Source organism: Clostridium sp. CM036 (genome assembly GCF_055081135.1).
In genome coordinates this window covers 2,943,216-2,959,963 of sequence record NZ_CM143652.1, presented here as the reverse complement: position 1 = coordinate 2,959,963, position 16,748 = coordinate 2,943,216, and the positions used below count along the sequence as shown (strand labels likewise).

Here is a 16,748-nt window from a genome sequence, read left to right as displayed (position 1 = left end):
AGAGATTTAGTTACTTTACGTGCAAAAACTTGTTGACAGCTTTTAAGCTTTATAATTTGATGCAAGGCATTTTCAAAAAATATTATTCTATAATGTGTTTAGTTTTTTTGTATTTTTGTATATAATTAAGACGTACATATATACATTTATTTGTTATAATCAATACTAATGCGATTTGCATATACTAAATAGTCATAATCATTTTTAAGGAGTTGATATAATGTCTTTTGATTTTATAAGAGATAAAAACAAAAAAGTTCATTTCATAGGAATCGGTGGTATAAGTATGAGTGGTCTTGCTGAAATACTCATAAAAAACAACTATACAGTCTCTGGGTCTGATATGAATTCATCACATATCACAAGCAAACTTAAAGAAAAAGGTGTTCAAATTTATATAGGCCATAATGGTGATAACATAAATACTGCAGACTTAGTAGTTTACACTGCTGCTATTTCTCCTGAAAATCCAGAATACATTAAGGCTAAAGAGTTAAACATTCCTTTAATAGATAGGGCTGAATTTTTAGGTCAAATTATGAAAGGTCACAAATATAATGTTGCAGTAGCGGGTACACATGGTAAGACTACTACCACTTCAATGCTTGCCCACATCATTTTAAAAGAGGATGTAGACCCTACAATACTCGTGGGTGGAGAATTAGATGCTATCGGAGGTAATGTTTTAGCTGGAAATAGCGACTATTTTATTACAGAAGCCTGTGAGTATAAAGCATCATTCTTAAAGTTTTTTCCCTATATAGGAACAATATTAAACATAGATGCGGATCACCTAGATTACTATAAAGACATAAATCACATTAAAGATACCTTCATAAAATTCATTAATATTATACCAAAAGAAGGTTATTTAGTTGCGAATGTGGAAGATGAAAATGTTAAAACTATCCTCCATAATCATAATTACAACTGTAGCATACTTACTTACGGAATAAATAACGGAATGCTTAAGGCAAAAGATATTAGTTATAATGAATTAGGTTGTGCCACCTTTGATGTATACAAAGAGGGTCACAGATTATTTCAAATAAATCTTAATGTACCTGGGCAGCATAATGTTCTAAATGCTCTTGCAAGTATAGGCACCGCACTAATCCTTAATTTTTCTGAAAACTCAATTACGCGCGGCCTTTCTAGTTTCAAGGGTACACATAGGAGATTTGAGTTAAAGGGGATTAAAAATGGCGTAACTGTTATTGACGATTATGCCCACCATCCTACAGAAATTAAAGCAACTTTAAGTGCTACAAAAAATTATCCTCATAATAAAATTTATTGTGTTTTCCAACCCCATACTTATTCAAGAACATTAAGCTTATTTGAAGATTTTTCAGATTCTTTTTATGATATGGATAATTTAATACTAGCAGATATTTATGCTGCCAGGGAAAAAGATACTGGAGTAATAAGTTCAAGTATGCTTGGAGATAGAATAAGAGAGAAAGGTGTAAATTGCATAAATCTTCATAGCTTTGATGAAATTGTTGATCATCTTAACAATAATTTAAAAGAAGGAGATATTCTTCTTACAATGGGTGCAGGAGACATCGTTAAAATAGGAGAAATGTACCTAAAATAATTGTTTATATTTATCTAAAGTATTTTTATGAAATTATAAAATAATCCATAATACTTAAGGCTTAAGTCTACGTCTTTCAGATGTAGGCTTATTTTTTATTTATGTGTTTGTCTACAACCACTATATTAGGAGTGTAATCCTGAAAATTTATTTAAAATTAACCTTAGAAAGGAATGTGTTCTTTATGAAAAAAGTTATTTACCAAGTAAATGCCTTCTCAGATCTGCCCTTCGGTGGTAATCCAGCCGGTGTAGTACCTAACGCTATTGGATTAAATTATACCGATATGTTAAATATCGCCCGAGAAATGAATTTATCGGAAACTGCCTTTGTTTTTCCTATGAAAGATGAGGAAGCAGATTATGAGGTAAGATTTTTTACACCTACCCAAGAAGTAGACTTATGTGGTCATGCTACAATTGGTTCTTTTTTTTCTTTAGCTTCAAAAGGTATTATTACTGGAACTGATAATGTTAAAATTGTAAAACAAAAAACAAAGGCCGGTATTTTACCAGTTGAACTTTATTTTAAAGATAATAAAATCGATAGTGTAATGATGACTCAAGCTAAACCCAAATTTGTTTTTGATGTTGCAAATACATATGAACTTGCACAAATCATGGGTATCAATGCACGTGACATAGGAATATCCGGGTATAGCCTCATTCCTCAAGCTGTATCTACCGGCCTTACAGACATTATGCTTCCGGTCAAAAGTTTGTCTGCATTAAAATCCCTAAATCCAAACTATACCAGATTAACTGAATATAGTAATAATCTAAATATTATTGGGGTACATGCCTTTACGCTTGAAACTGAAGAAGACTCCTCCACTCTATCTTGTAGAAACTTTGGTCCCGCTGCTGGCATAAATGAAGAATCTGCCACAGGAACTTCTAATGGGGCACTTGGTGCCTATCTAGTAAAAAATGATGTGCTTAAATTTGAAGATAATATAACTATAATCTGTGAACAAGGCTACTATATGAATAGACCTAGTAAAATAATCGTAAGATTAGAAGGAAGCAAAGAAAACTTAACAGTAAAGGTTGGGGGTAAATCGGTCATTGTTATGGAGGGGCTTATTTAATCTGCATAAATTAAAAAAATTAAAGCTCATATCCTTATACTAAAATAAGGATATGAGCTTTTTTACTTTCTATTATATCTCATGAAAAGCTGTTCTACTACCTTAACGCTTTCAGGTTCAATATGTTGAAGAAGGATATTATATGGCTTTTTACCTACTTTTATTGCAATATATTTTTTTGTTATTGCAACCTTACTTATATCATTAAACATAATAGTCTTCCCCTTTGACGCAAAGTTACTATTAAGTTCAAATCTATCCTTTTCAAATTTTAAATAATTTAAATTTTCTAGTTTTCTAAGTTTTATAATAAAAGATATTGAAAATCCTATAGATACAAATGTCACCATTAGAAATATTCCCGCAATTCCGGTTCTTCCACGAACAAATGATCCTATGACTCCTATTAATAATGCAAAGCTCATTAAAATGCTGAATGCACCTTGCTTCATAGCCATTTTTTTTGTTACTCTACTAAATTTAATTTCTTTCAATTGCTTCCCTCCTAAGATACTATTTGTGTATTTTCAGCTCCACGAAAAATTCTTTATCTGTTACTTCAATATATATTTCACTATAATCTATTTCAAAATTTGCCATAGTGGAATGGATTCCACTATCACTTAAAAAATGCACTGTACATATATTATTATCTTCTATATTACAAAATCTAATAAATATACTTTTAACAGATGGAAATTGTATTCTAGACTTTATGTACTTAGGCAGATTTTCAAAATATAAATTTACGCACCGATACTCCACTTCGATTATTAAATCAACGTTATATTCATCCTTTTGTATTTCCTTTACTGCGAAATCGCCTATTATTTTCAAATTGCTTTTTTCATAAATCATATGGCACCTCCAATAAAAGATATTAGTATTAGGCTATTCCATAAGTATCTTTATCAATTATATATTCTCTACCGGTCACAATATTACCTTTATCTAATAATCCTAAAACCATCTATATATTTCAAAAAACTATTTCTGTAATTTTCAACATAATATCCCTCATTGTATTTTTCATTTTTTTACATTTTAAAGCAACTAAATTTTGTACTACCAAAATTATCTACTAATGTAAACACTCATATTTAAATTTCAATATTTATAATTATATTGCGTATAAACATTAGTCTTTGGTAACACTAGATATGAAAAAATGTTTTGGAGGTATATATAATGAAAAATTTTCTAGTTTCAGCTATAGTAGATGTCGTAATAATCTTTGCTTCATATTTTCTATTTAGAAGTATTATAAGTGGGCCAACTCGTCACCGATTGTATGAGAAATTCATGAGTTCTTTCGCAAAATTCGTAATTATTATTTTTGTATCTACCGCACTAGTAACATCTCTCATAGCTCTAGTTTTATACAAAACACGATATATAGTATATATTAACATACTAGCTCCTGCCTTATTATCAATCCTTGTAGGTTTTGTTATGTCTACTGTACCTACTAGAGGCGCCGGTGATAAAGAAAAAAATGGCAAAAATAAATAAATAAATAAATATAAAGCAGCTTTTAGGATAATATTGTTTTTATATCATCCTAAAAGCCGCTCTCTTCTTTTACACATTCCCTAAATAATTAATTTAACAAAAGAATATGCTAATTTAAATCCATATAATATTATGACTATACCACATACTAAGTTTATTATTTTAATAACTTTAATGTTAAACTTCCCTTTAAATAGCGAAATAATAGTTGCTAATGAGGTAAACCAAATGAAGGACGCTAAGCATACTCCTATAATAAAGTAGCTTGACATGTTTACTGGAAGTGAAGCTCTCATCCCACCCAATAATAAGGAACCATCAACTAGAGCCTGGGGATTTAGCCAGGTTACTGCAAAACATGTCCATACTATTTTTATAAATGATTTATTCACATCCACAGTTTCTCCCGATTCAACTTCTGGAACTTGCCTGACGAGACCTACTCCAATGTAGATTACTGCTACACTACCTAGTAAAAGAATAAGTATCTTTAAAAGTTTAAACCTTTCCATAAGCGCCCCTACACCTAAAAAGCATGAAAGCGCAAGTGATATATCAAAAAATATAGTAATAAATGCAACTTGATATGCCCTTAGTCTACTTTTGCGTATAGCCGTATTTATTACAAATATGTTTTGTGTACCAATGGGTGCTACGTATGCGAAACCTAAGAGTAAGCCTTGTATTATATATTTATACATTCCGGTCCCCCTAACTCATATATATCCTTATCACTTAAAAATTACCTCTTTATCTGCACCTCTATTTATGTGAGATTATTAATTTTTATAGATTACAATTTGAACTTAATTGTAATCTATAAAAATTTTAAATGCAATAATGTTTTCAGAAAATTGTGGCAAGATCCAGTTATATAAAACAAAAATAAACTGTTGACATTTATGCATTTGTTTTATATAATAACTAGTGTTGTCAGCAAGTAGAATTTATAACTTACATATTTCATGTTTTATATTTTCAAAAATATTTACCAATTTTGTTGACATTTATGCATTTGTTTTGTATAATTAAGTTGTCTTCGGGGTGTAGCGCAGCTGGGAGCGCGCGTGGTTTGGGACCATGAGGTCGCAGGTTCAATCCCTGTCACCCCGACCAAAAAGAGTTGTCTAATGACAACTCTTTTTTTATTATAAATTTTTATTCGTTAGTATGTATAAAACTCGTCATTTTTGACAAAATAGATAATAGCCTACTATTTTATTATTTTTTGTAGATAATATGCTAAAGTCATTACATATCTAATAACAACTTAGGAGTGATTATTTTGAATAAAATGTATAATGAAATTTTTAAATCCCTAGCCAAATCCTATTATGAAGATAATTTTGAAAACAAAGTACAGGAATTACTGTCTAAGGATAATATTAATAAAACTGAGTTAAGCTCCGTAATTTCCTCACTTTGCGGAGTTGAAGTAGACTTTTCTCATAATTACATAGATGATTTAAATAAAGCTATCCTTTCTTATGAATCAAATTATAAAATTGTAAATAAAATCAAAGGCTGCACTATGGATTGTACAGATAAGCCTGGAAAGACAAAATGTCAAGCTTCCTGCCCTTTTGATGCCATATTAATAGATAATAAAAGTAATACTACTTATATTGACAATGATAAATGCACAGACTGTGGTTTTTGCGTAGAAGCATGTCCGAATGGTGCCTTAATGGACAAGGTAGAGTTTATTCCTCTTTTAAATTTATTAAGAGGAGATTCGAAAGTAATAGCAGCTGTAGCCCCTGCCATTACTGGTCAATTTGGAGAAAATGTTAATATAAATAATCTTAGAACCGCTTTTAAAAAAATGGGGTTTACAGATATGGTTGAAGTTGCTTTTTTTGCGGATATGCTTACATTGAAAGAATCCGTAGAATTTGATGAGCACATTAAAACAAAAGAAGATTTAATGATCACCTCCTGCTGTTGTCCTATGTGGGTAGGGATGGTAAAAAAGATTTACCACGATTTAGTGAAGTATGTATCTCCCTCTGTATCTCCTATGATTGCCTGCGGTAGAATTTTGAAGAAATTAAACCCTAACTGCAAAGTAGTCTTTATAGGTCCCTGCATTGCAAAAAAGGGTGAAGCTAAGGAAAAAGACCTTTTAGGTGATATTGATTTTGTTCTTACATTCTCAGAACTTAAGGATATTTTTGATATATTAAACATCAACCCAGAAAAACTTCCACAAGCTGTATCCAGTGAGTATGCTTCCAGAGGCGGCAGGCTTTACGCTAGGACAGGAGGAGTATCTATAGCAATTGGAGACGTTATAGAAAAATTATTTCCTGAAAAATATCATTTATTAAATGCTATTCAAGGAAACGGTGTAAAAGAATGTAAAAAACTACTTACTAAAGCTCAAAATGTAGAGGTTAATGCAAATTTTATAGAAGGTATGGGTTGTGTTGGTGGTTGTGTTGGAGGGCCTAAAGCTTTGATTGACGCAAGCTGCGGAAAACGTAGAGTGGATAAGTTTGCAGAAAGTTCAAAAATTAAAACTTCCTTAGATAGTGATTGTATGAACGAAATTCTAAGTAGAATTGGAATTAATACTGTTGATGATTTTAAAGATAAAAACAAAACCAAAATATTCAACAGAGAATTTTAGATAATATTTTGCAATATAAATGCAAATTAAAATATGGTATAATACTCAGTAATTAATATATTTTTTTGCATTCAAAGGGGGGTTTTATGAAAGGATTACTTGAATATATAAGCGATAAAGATATTAGCCTGCTTAGAATTATAAATAATTCTTGGAAGTGTAGGTTTTTAGATATTATAATGCCAATTATGACTTACTTAGGTTCTTTTTCTTTTATGTTTATATTCTGTACCCTTGCTTTTCTATTTAATAGTACTATTGTTCACACCATAGCTATTAAAGCTATGATTTCTATAACAATCAGCACTGGCATTGGTAAGATTCTCAAAGTAAGCGTTACTAGATTAAGACCTTTTATAACAGTTCCAAACTTGAACATAAAAAAAATAGGCATAGATAAATACTCCTTTCCGTCAGGTCATACTACTGGTGCATTTTCATTAGCTATAATAATAGCTTTATATTTCCCTATATTTGGGTTTATAACTATACCCATAGCTTGTTGTGTAGGAATTTCTAGAATTTACATAGGCGTTCATTATCCTACCGATGTTATTATGGGTATTTTTATCGGAAGTACTTGTTCTTTTCTTACTTACAGATTTTTTTAATTTTAAATCCTAGTATTTAATTACATTTCGACCTGTTATACTTATATAAGAGGTGATTAAATGCTAAAAAATATTAAAGCTGCAATTTTCGATTTAGACGGAACCCTAATAGACTCTATGTGGGTTTGGGATAGAATAGATAAAAATTATTTTAGAAGCAGAAATATAGATTTACCTAAAAATCTAAAAACCCAAATAGAGCACCTTAGCTTCAATGAGACTGCGGCATATTTTAAAAATAATTTCGGTATATTAGATACTATAGACGAAATTAAAAATGAATGGAACGATTATGCCCATGAGGAGTATCTTAATAATGTAAAACTAAAGCCCGGTGTAGTTGAGTTTTTATCTTTACTTAAAACCCTGAATATAAAAATCGGTCTCGCTACAAGTAATAGTAAATTTTTGTTAGAAGCTGCACTACATGCTAATAATATATACCATTATTTTGACTGCATAACTCTAACTGATGAAGTATCTCGCGGGAAAGACTTTCCCGATGTATATTTACTTGCCGCTGAAAAATTAGGCGTAATCCCAGAGGAATGCATTGTATTTGAAGATATACTTCCTGCAGTTAAAGGTGCAAAATCCGCCGGAATGAGAGTAGTCGGTGTCTATGATGATTTCTCCAAAGAACAAAGGGACGATATTGTTAATCATGCAGATATGTATATAATAGGATATAACGAGTTAACTACAGCGATTTAAGACTCATGTGTATACATGAGTTTTTTTGTGAATGTTTTTGTTTTCTATCGAATAGAATATACTAAGAATAAATATAACTATTTAACATATGCACAAACTTGCCGATTAAACTCTATCATATTAATATATCATTATCTAAAAGAAGTAATTTACAAGGAGAGATACTATTGCTCATTTTTCTTTTTTCTATTCTTTTGATATGCTTTGGTATTTATTGTTATATTATGGACCAAAAATTATCAACTCAAAAAACCCAGCTAAAGGTTATCTCTAGGCAAAATAGAGAACTCAAATCAAAAATTGAAACTTCACGTTGTGCTGAGGGTCCTATTGTAATAAAATACAAACTACCTCTTTTTAAAAGCGGAACTATAAAAGAGAGTTGTAGTTTGTATTTAAGTCCTATTGAAATTTCACCTGTTCTATCTAATATAGTTAAAAGTACGACCGTAGAGATTCAAGATTCCGCTGATATTTTTGATATTTCATGGTATGAAGTATCTATAAACTCTCAGACCAACATTAATAATAAAGGATGGATAAAAAAAGATAACATAATTACCCTGGACGACACTGTTAGTCACCAAGAGGAGATTCCTACTTAAAAAACAAAAGGCATATATCCATAAAATATATGCCTTTTAAAATTAATCTTTATTTCCATCAGTAATTAGTTTTTTCATTTTCAGAATGCTAATTATGTTATAATTTATAAATCAAACTAACAATCTTGTTAGAACTAAAGGGGTTTAATATGAGAATAATATCTAAAAGCAACCTATGTACAAATAGACCATATATAAATTTAAAAAAACTTTCAATAAAAAGTTCATTGAGAGTTGGTGAAATTACTGAAGCTGGTTTTAAAAGTACTTATATAATAAATCAACATACACAAAGCTTATCTACTAATGAGAATTACATTCTACAATTTAGTAAAGGAATTCAGAAAATAACACTTGATACAGAGCTACTCCATGAACTCTTATTAGTTGAAGTTAATTATTCATCTAAAAGTAGTAATAAATCTGCTAAATTCAAAGTCTACCTTGTCTTAGATAATATAAAATATTCCTTACCATTTAGTTCATTTCAAGATATTTATGATAACTGTATGGATATCCTAGCTAGAGAACTTGATGGAAAAGAAGAATTAACTTACATAAAAGAAAGCTTTAACAATTTAGAAAATGATGAAATCTCAGTAGATATAGAGTTGAATTTAGAAAGATTACAAGAATTTAAAAATAAGGTAAACTACAAACGAAATATTTATTACTTTGTTATAAATAACATTGCTTCAACTACTTCAAAGTATGATATTAACACTAAACCTAAAGAGATACTAATAAGTGATACTTTAAAAGTTCTAAGATACAACCCTTCTACAAGGCTTTATATCATACTAGAACCTATTGATGAAACAACTAAAATAAAATTAAACGAAAGTGATATTATTTGTAACCTCGGTGAAATTGATTTTCCTACTGTTAGCATATGCACGGGTTATGGGCTTGGAAAATTATTAGATGTTAAAAATAATGTTATTCCAAATACTAATACATTATCATTATTTGCAAATATTCTAGACCTAGGATTAGAAGTTTTAAAAAAGTGATATATATAAAAAGAGCTAGAAATTATTCTAGCTCTTTTTGTTGTAAATTATACGATTTTAGTTGTCCATTCTTCACAGTTCCATACATCTGTTACTACGTCTTGATAGAATTCTGGTTCATGACAAACTATAAGTATACTTCCTGTATATTCTTTTAGGGCCCTCTTGAGCTCTTCTTTAGCATCTACATCTAAATGATTGGTAGGCTCATCTAAGATCAATATATTAGTTTCCCTGTTTAGGAGTTTCGCAAGTCTTACCTTTGCTTGCTCTCCACCACTAAGCACAGTAATTCTACTTTCAATATGCTTTGTAGTAAGTCCACACTTAGCAAGCGCAGATCTTACCTGACCCTGAGTGAAGCTAGGGAATTCTTGCCAAAATTCTTCAATACAATTATTTCGGTTGACTCTCTTTATTTCTTGCTCATAGTATCCTATATATTGATAATCTCCTACGTTTGTATGCCCTGAAACAGCTTTTATATCACCCATAAGACTCTTCAACAATGTTGTTTTTCCAACACCATTAGCCCCAACTAAAGCAATCTTTTGTCCTCTTTCCATATATAAATTTAATGGTTTGGATAATGGACTATCATATCCAGTAACTAAATCCACAGTTTTAAATAATATCTTCCCTGAAGCTCTTGCAGATTTAAAATCAAATTGCGGCTTTGGTTTATCTTTTGTAATTTCCATTTTATCAATTTTATCTAATTTCTTTTGTCTTGATTTTGCCATACCACTTGTAGATGCCCTTGATTTATTTTTAGCAACAAAAATCTCTAGTTTGGTAATTTCTTTTTGTTGTCTTTCATAATCAGCTTCCATTTGCTTCTTTTTAGCATCATGAACTCTCAAAAATTCGTTATATGAACCTATATATCTAGTTAGTTTTTTATTTTCCACATGATATATTATATTAATTACGCCGTCTAGAAATTCAATATCATGAGATATTAAGATAAATGCATTTTCATAATTTTGAAGATATCTCTTAAGCCACTCTACATGCTGCTCATCCAAAAAGTTAGTAGGCTCATCCAGTAGTAGAACATCTGGAGCTTCTAATAAAAGTTTTGCAAGAAGAATTTTCGTCCTTTGTCCTCCGCTTAAATCTGCAACATCATTTTCAAGGCCAACATCTTTAAGTCCAATTCCTACAGCTACCTCATCTATCTTAGAATCAATACCATAAAATCCATTATTATCGAGCTGATCTTGTATTGTTCCCATTCTATCTAGTAACTTTTCTAGTTCCTCAGGTGATGCCTCGCCCATTTTTTCTGTTACACTAAGCATTTCATCTTCTAAGTCAAAAAGATATTTAAAAGCATCCCTTAAAACTTCTCTAATAGTTCTTCCCTTTTCCAAAACCGTATGCTGATCCATGTATCCCACTCTTACGCTACTTGACCATTCAACATCGCCCTCATCTGGCATAAGCGAACCTGTAATAATATTCATAAATGTTGATTTACCCTCTCCGTTAGCACCTATAAGTGCTATGTGCTCCCCTTTAAGTAATCTAAAAGATACATCTTCAAATATTACTCTATCACCAAATCCATGGCTCATATTTTTTACTACCAATCTACTCATTTGTATTTCTCCTTACTATAGTATGATTTTATATATTTATAATTTTAAAACTATTTCTAGTTATATATCTATTTGTTCTTAATAATTAGATGTTGTATATAGATTCCCATGCAAAGAAAATACGTCCAATTTTATCTAAATATGCTTAATTCGAGTGTGCATTGAAAAATGACACATATACTAGTGTAATTTATAATTGTCTTTATGTCAAAACAATTTTATGGATCTTATATTACTGTAGATTGCAATATAAAATGTCCGAAATTTTCAAGAAAAATATAATGTTAAGTTGTAATGGTTTTCTGTTCCATCATATTGGCAGATAAACCGTTGAAAATCCTTCTTGGATAATTGTTGATCCAGTGCTGTATTCGCATAATTTGTTTTTTAGAGAATGCTGAAATATCCACACCTTTTGGGATAAATCGTCGTATCATTTTATTGATATTTTCGTTTGTGCCTCGCTCCCATGAACTATATGGGTGAGCATAATACACTTTAGTTCTCTTTCGTTTATTTCTTACTGAGTTCTCAATACCCTCGAAATCAAGGTTCTCACAGCCGTTATCACAGGTGATTGTTTTAAATGTTTTCGAGAATAACATTCCCATTTTACGCTCCAATTTGTCCAATTCTTTCACGACAGCCGCCTGTGATTTAGATGGTATTTTAAAGACTAACTCCTTACGAGTTACTCTTTCACTTAACACCATCAAGACAGTTTTTGTACCCTGTTTGCCAACTACAGTGTCCATTTCCCAGTGGCCTATCTCATCACGTGCAGCTACCGCTGCAGGTCTCTCCGATATGCTAGTTCCTTTGGTATTGTTATACGCTGATCTTATTTTTTTATAGTTTCTCTTTTTAGCATTCTTTTTAACAGGCAGATCTTTGTTACTTATATTTAAAAACAAATTATTATCCAAATAGTTATACACAGTTTTGAAGCAAATAGTTGTTTCAAATTGTAGATCTTTATTTGTGATATTTTGAATAGCTGCATACGGAGATTCGCCATCTATACCAATAGCTTTTTCTAAGTACTTCACCAATTTATGATCTTTTCCTATTTTTAATGCAGGACCTTTAGCGGTACCTTGTTTGTCATGCTCTGACTGCCCAATTTCTGCGCTATATTCCATGCGAGTGGTTAAGTCACTATTCAATAGTTCTACAATTCCTTTAGCAATTTCACGCCTTATTGTACGTTCTGAACGCCCACCTATTTGCTCCGCAATACGAGTTGAATTAAGTCCCATTTTGTGTAAAGCTTCTAACTTTATGCGTTCCTCGTATGTTATGTGTTTACCTTTTCTGCTCTGTGTGATAAAATCTAATTGACTCATTTGAAATCCTCCCGTATATGTTGGTTTAGTCACTTAACATTATACAAGAGTATTTCTCTTGAGTCTTTATTTTTTGTTACTCTTCGGTCATTTCATTATACAACTTACCGGATCTTATATTACAAATTAATTCAGTGTGGTATACTACTATAGATAAATAGCTTAATATTTTATTAAAGATTGTTTTAACTATAAAAAATATAAGAGACATAATAATTATAAATTGTTATGTCTCCTTAAATAACACAGGAGGAATTTAAAATGGCTTGCAAATTTTACTTATATAAAGGTAAAGGCAGAAATTCAGAAAATGGACACCTTTGGATATATGCAAATGAAATCGAAAACTTTGATGGTGAATATGAAAATGGAGATATAATTGAGGTGTACAATTTTAGACAGGAGTTTATAGGGAAAGGTTTCATAAATGACGTTTCTAAAATTGCCATAAGAATAATGACAAGAGATATTCACGAAGAAATAGATGAAGAGTTTTTCAGAAAAAAACTTGCCGCTGCATGGAAATATAGACAAACCGTTATAGATACTTCTAGCTGTAGATTCTTGTTTGGAGAAGCAGATTTTGTACCTGGAATGATTATAGATAAGTATGAAGACTATTATGTTATTCAATCTTTAGCACTAGGAATCGACAAATATAAAGATATAGTTGTTAAGTTACTAATGCAGGAATACAGTGCAAAGGGTGTCTATGAAAGAAGTGACGCTAGAGTTCGCGAGCTTGAAGGAATGGAGAAAACAACAGGATTCTTAACCGAACCCTTCGATACCGATATAGAAATTATTGAAAATGGAGTTAAGTATTATGTAGATATTGCAAATGGTCAAAAAACCGGATTTTTCCTAGATCAAAAGGAAAACAGAGCAGCTATCCACAGATTATGCAAAGATGCTGATGTTTTGGATTGTTTTACCCACACAGGTTCCTTTGCGCTTAATGCAGGTATAGCTGGGGCTAAAAGTGTACTTGGAGTAGATATTTCTGAATATGCAGTAGATTGTTGCAGAAAAAATGCAGAGCTTAACGGACTTTCAGGTACTGTTAAATTTGAATGCCATAATGCCTTTGATGTATTAAGAGAATGGTCAAGAGAAAAAAGACAATATGACGTAGTAATACTTGATCCCCCAGCCTTTTCAAAGTCACGTTCTACTATAGACGGCGCAACACGCGGATATAAGGAAATTAACCTACGTGGTATTAAATTGGTTAAACCGGGCGGATATTTTGTAACTTGCTCTTGCTCTCATTTTATGTACCCTGATATATTTAGAGATACAATAGCCGATGCAGCATTAGATGCTAAAAGAACACTTAGACAAGTTGAGTTTAGAACTCAAGCATCAGACCATCCAATACTATGGAATTCTGATGAATCCTACTACTTGAAATTCTACATATTCCAAGTAGTTTAAAAAAATAAGAGTTTGCCCTATGAACTTTCTCCTGTGTGGCTTGCAATATGAGCTTGAAACATGAAATTTCATTAAGAAATTCTAATCTTTTCTGCTCTTCTTATTGCAAAGCACCCTGGTGCAAGGCACCCTGGTGCAAGGCACCCTGGTGCAAGGTCACTATGGAGAAATCCATACTAATATTTAATATTCATATCAAAAATAAAACTTGAAACTTTAGGATTAAATATGTTTTTTAACTCTTTGGAATTTATATTATAACTAAATATAGCCGTTGGATAGCAGAGTATTTCACTTATCATTACTTCTTTGTTATTTTTAGGCACTCCTGTAAAATATACAAGGCTGTCATCTTTGGACATTTCTACTAAAGCAGGATATGCAATTTTACTTACAATTGAATTGTTATCATTCGCTAAAGTGCTATCTGTTAATATAGTAGTTAAATGCCCTGTATCTAAAGACAACTCATATATACCAACCCCAGGATTTTCATTTATATCAGAACCACCGATAAGAACCTTTTTATAATTAGAATTATATGAAAGCGAATCTACTAGTGAAGCTTTTATCGTAGCAATTTTGCTTAATTTATTTCCATTTGAATTTACTTTAAAAATAGTATGAATCAATGGTTTTAGTTGTCCTTCATTTTTTTTCCAACTATTTAATCTTAAGCTATTCGAACAGGTTGATATAAGCAAATTATTATGTTTAATGCTAAAAGTATCTACTTCTCTATCTGAATCAGTATTGTCAATTATGTCATATGATTTTGTTTCAATTTTTATTTTAGCAACCTTAACTATTCCATGAGGAGCATTTAAAAAAAATATTGAATTATCATCCGAAACTCTGGGATGAGCTTTTCCAGACTTATTATCTGTAACTTGGAAATTTTTATTATCCTTTAAATTATGCAAATAAATTTGCCAAGGATCATAATCATTTAAAGCATCTACATAGACTATTTTAGAACTATCCTTATATAAATCACCAGTAATACATACCTGTCTATCAGTTATAAGATATTTCTCAATTTTACTTTTAACATCCAACGATAATATACTACCTTTATTATCCATGGAAAAAGCAGATATAATTAGTTTATCTTGTGATGATTCACATGGCTCATTTTTTTTAGCAGTAATTTTATTGATTAGAATATATCCAACTAACATAACTACCAATAAACTAAAAATCACAATTTTATAACTATTTTTCACCAACCAATTGCCCCCTAAATTCTTGATAACATTTTCTTAAACTATAATCCCATCCTTATATTCTGGAACAATATCTATAATATCTTTTTTGCAACAGTATTCTAAATCTGCTTCTAATCCTAACTGTGTGATCCTTTTATAATGACTTGCATATTTTATAAAACCATGAATATCTTCATTATTCTTATAAATATAATGTGAAGTTACAGCAATATCCGAAAGTTCTACTTCTATTTCTTTTAACACACAATCAATTATGTACCCACTGCATAAAAAATCATCTATAGAAAATTCACCGTAAGTTCCAGCATTGACTATTACTACATCATTATTTAAAGATACTATTCTATTTGCAGTAGCCTTAGCATTAATCATTGCCCCTATTAAGATGTTGCTTGCACCCACGCAGCCTTTTATAGCTTTAGTACCATTAGTTGTAGTCATAACAAGAGTTTTGCCTTCTATAGTGTCTCTAGTGTATTCTAATGGAGAATTTGAATAGTGAAATCCTTCTATTTTCAATGCGTTCCTCTCTCCACCAAGCATAAACTCTTCTTTGCTATTTCTCACAATCTCAGCTGCCGCGTCAACTGTTAAAACAGGAATTACGCCTTTGCATCCGTTGTTCATCGCAGTAGTTATTACACTAGTTGCCCTAAGCATATCTATTACTACCACTGTTTTATTTGCTATTTTCTCTTTTTTTATATCATCCGCAGAAATTATCATATCTATTTTCATATGTTTTTCCTCCCCTAATAATTCTTTTTGTCTTATGTGTCGCTAATATAATTATAGTACATATTACTATTTTATATAACAGTTTAGGATTATATAACTAATAGTGCTAACAATATAACCACACAAATTGTCCCGATTAATGCAATAATATTAAGAATTTTATTTGTTTTAAAATCTGTTTTGAATAATCTACGAAGAACAAGATAAATTACAATTCCAATAATTCCTCCAAGAGTATTTCCTATAAGGTCAGTTATATCAGTCGCACCTATTTCAAATATAAACTGCAATACCTCATAGAATAAACTCACACTTGCTATCGGAGCAACTTTTTTTAAGAAAGACCAGTTGCTTTTCAACATACTAACGTAAAGTCCAAAAGGAATAAATACAATTATGTTTTTATATATTTCTGAAAATTCAATCTTGTTATTCACTATTACCGATTCATGAAATGGAATTAAGTTAATGCCATGGAAACGGTCTAATTCCTGAATTGAAAATTGCATTTTAAATACTATAATCCAAGTTAATATGAGCAAATACACTATCAATAAGCAAGTTGTTAATAACTCTTGTTTCGTTCTTTTATTTTCCATTTATAACCTCCGCAACGT

General features: G+C 30.8%; 17 protein-coding genes and 1 tRNA gene. 10 read left to right on the top strand and 8 right to left on the bottom strand.

The window, feature by feature from the left end:
- Positions 1–220: 220 nt before the first annotated feature.
- Complete coding sequence (murC, locus tag ACWJKE_RS13935; RefSeq protein ID WP_220286280.1) at positions 221–1,600, top strand: UDP-N-acetylmuramate--L-alanine ligase; 1,380 nt, start codon at positions 221–223, stop codon at positions 1,598–1,600.
- Between the two features lie 184 nt (positions 1,601–1,784).
- Complete coding sequence (locus ACWJKE_RS13930) at positions 1,785–2,690, top strand: PhzF family phenazine biosynthesis protein (RefSeq protein ID WP_216303789.1); 906 nt, start codon at positions 1,785–1,787, stop codon at positions 2,688–2,690.
- A gap of 62 nt (positions 2,691–2,752) precedes the next feature.
- On the opposite strand, the gene ACWJKE_RS13925 is transcribed toward ACWJKE_RS13930, so the two are convergent.
- Positions 2,753–3,184 carry a hypothetical protein gene (locus ACWJKE_RS13925; protein WP_462958903.1) on the bottom strand — a complete coding sequence of 144 codons (432 nt, stop codon included), beginning with the start codon at positions 3,182–3,184 and terminating at the stop codon, positions 2,753–2,755.
- Between the two features lie 19 nt (positions 3,185–3,203).
- On the bottom strand, positions 3,204–3,548 hold the full coding sequence (locus ACWJKE_RS13920; protein ID WP_462958902.1) for a hypothetical protein: 345 nt from the start codon (positions 3,546–3,548) through the stop codon (positions 3,204–3,206).
- A gap of 330 nt (positions 3,549–3,878) precedes the next feature.
- On the opposite strand from ACWJKE_RS13920, the gene ACWJKE_RS13915 reads away from it, so the two are divergent.
- Positions 3,879–4,202: a hypothetical protein gene (locus ACWJKE_RS13915; RefSeq protein WP_216303786.1), complete on the top strand. Its 324-nt coding sequence runs from the start codon at positions 3,879–3,881 to the stop codon at positions 4,200–4,202.
- Between the two features lie 80 nt (positions 4,203–4,282).
- Here ACWJKE_RS13915 and ACWJKE_RS13910 read toward each other — a convergent pair whose 3' ends face one another.
- Positions 4,283–4,903: a LysE/ArgO family amino acid transporter gene (locus ACWJKE_RS13910; RefSeq protein ID WP_165412349.1), complete on the bottom strand. Its 621-nt coding sequence runs from the start codon at positions 4,901–4,903 to the stop codon at positions 4,283–4,285.
- Between the two features lie 339 nt (positions 4,904–5,242).
- Here ACWJKE_RS13910 and ACWJKE_RS13905 point away from each other — a divergent pair.
- The 6 genes from ACWJKE_RS13905 to ACWJKE_RS13880 all read left to right on the top strand — a co-directional run bounded on the left by ACWJKE_RS13905 (position 5,243) and on the right by ACWJKE_RS13880 (position 9,777).
- Positions 5,243–5,318, top strand: a tRNA-Pro gene (locus ACWJKE_RS13905).
- A gap of 169 nt (positions 5,319–5,487) precedes the next feature.
- Positions 5,488–6,834 (top strand): [Fe-Fe] hydrogenase large subunit C-terminal domain-containing protein, encoded by a 1,347-nt coding sequence (locus tag ACWJKE_RS13900; RefSeq protein ID WP_462952673.1) that lies wholly within the window; start codon positions 5,488–5,490, stop codon positions 6,832–6,834.
- An 86-nt stretch (positions 6,835–6,920) separates the two neighbouring features.
- Entirely contained in the window at positions 6,921–7,445 is a 525-nt protein-coding gene (locus tag ACWJKE_RS13895) for a phosphatase PAP2 family protein (RefSeq protein ID WP_165412351.1), read from the top strand.
- Positions 7,446–7,505: 60 nt separating this feature from the next.
- On the top strand, positions 7,506–8,159 hold the full coding sequence (locus ACWJKE_RS13890) for an HAD family hydrolase (protein WP_216303783.1): 654 nt from the start codon (positions 7,506–7,508) through the stop codon (positions 8,157–8,159).
- Positions 8,160–8,326: 167 nt separating this feature from the next.
- The gene (locus tag ACWJKE_RS13885; protein WP_462952672.1) at positions 8,327–8,764 is read left to right on the top strand and encodes a hypothetical protein; all 438 of its coding nucleotides are present in this window, start codon (positions 8,327–8,329) and stop codon (positions 8,762–8,764) included.
- A 149-nt stretch (positions 8,765–8,913) separates the two neighbouring features.
- Positions 8,914–9,777 (top strand): hypothetical protein, encoded by an 864-nt coding sequence (locus ACWJKE_RS13880; RefSeq protein ID WP_216303781.1) that lies wholly within the window; start codon positions 8,914–8,916, stop codon positions 9,775–9,777.
- Between the two features lie 47 nt (positions 9,778–9,824).
- On the opposite strand, the gene ACWJKE_RS13875 is transcribed toward ACWJKE_RS13880, so the two are convergent.
- Complete coding sequence (locus tag ACWJKE_RS13875) at positions 9,825–11,381, bottom strand: ABC-F family ATP-binding cassette domain-containing protein (protein WP_462952671.1); 1,557 nt, start codon at positions 11,379–11,381, stop codon at positions 9,825–9,827.
- A gap of 284 nt (positions 11,382–11,665) precedes the next feature.
- Positions 11,666–12,727 (bottom strand): IS30 family transposase, encoded by a 1,062-nt coding sequence (locus tag ACWJKE_RS13870; RefSeq protein WP_462953225.1) that lies wholly within the window; start codon positions 12,725–12,727, stop codon positions 11,666–11,668.
- Positions 12,728–12,988: 261 nt separating this feature from the next.
- Between ACWJKE_RS13870 and ACWJKE_RS13865 the strand changes: the two genes are divergently transcribed.
- Positions 12,989–14,164, top strand: a complete 1,176-nt coding sequence (locus tag ACWJKE_RS13865; RefSeq protein WP_216303780.1) for a class I SAM-dependent rRNA methyltransferase — start codon at positions 12,989–12,991, stop codon at positions 14,162–14,164.
- Between the two features lie 176 nt (positions 14,165–14,340).
- On the opposite strand, the gene ACWJKE_RS13860 is transcribed toward ACWJKE_RS13865, so the two are convergent.
- The 3 genes from ACWJKE_RS13860 to ACWJKE_RS13850 form a co-directional block, all read right to left on the bottom strand.
- Entirely contained in the window at positions 14,341–15,393 is a 1,053-nt protein-coding gene (locus tag ACWJKE_RS13860; protein WP_462952670.1) for a TolB-like translocation protein, read from the bottom strand.
- A 33-nt stretch (positions 15,394–15,426) separates the two neighbouring features.
- Positions 15,427–16,131, bottom strand: a complete 705-nt coding sequence (locus ACWJKE_RS13855) for a 2-phosphosulfolactate phosphatase family protein (RefSeq protein WP_462952669.1) — start codon at positions 16,129–16,131, stop codon at positions 15,427–15,429.
- An 89-nt stretch (positions 16,132–16,220) separates the two neighbouring features.
- Positions 16,221–16,730, bottom strand: coding sequence for a VanZ family protein (locus ACWJKE_RS13850; RefSeq protein WP_462952668.1), 510 nt, complete (start codon positions 16,728–16,730; stop codon positions 16,221–16,223).
- Positions 16,731–16,748 lie beyond the last annotated feature (18 nt).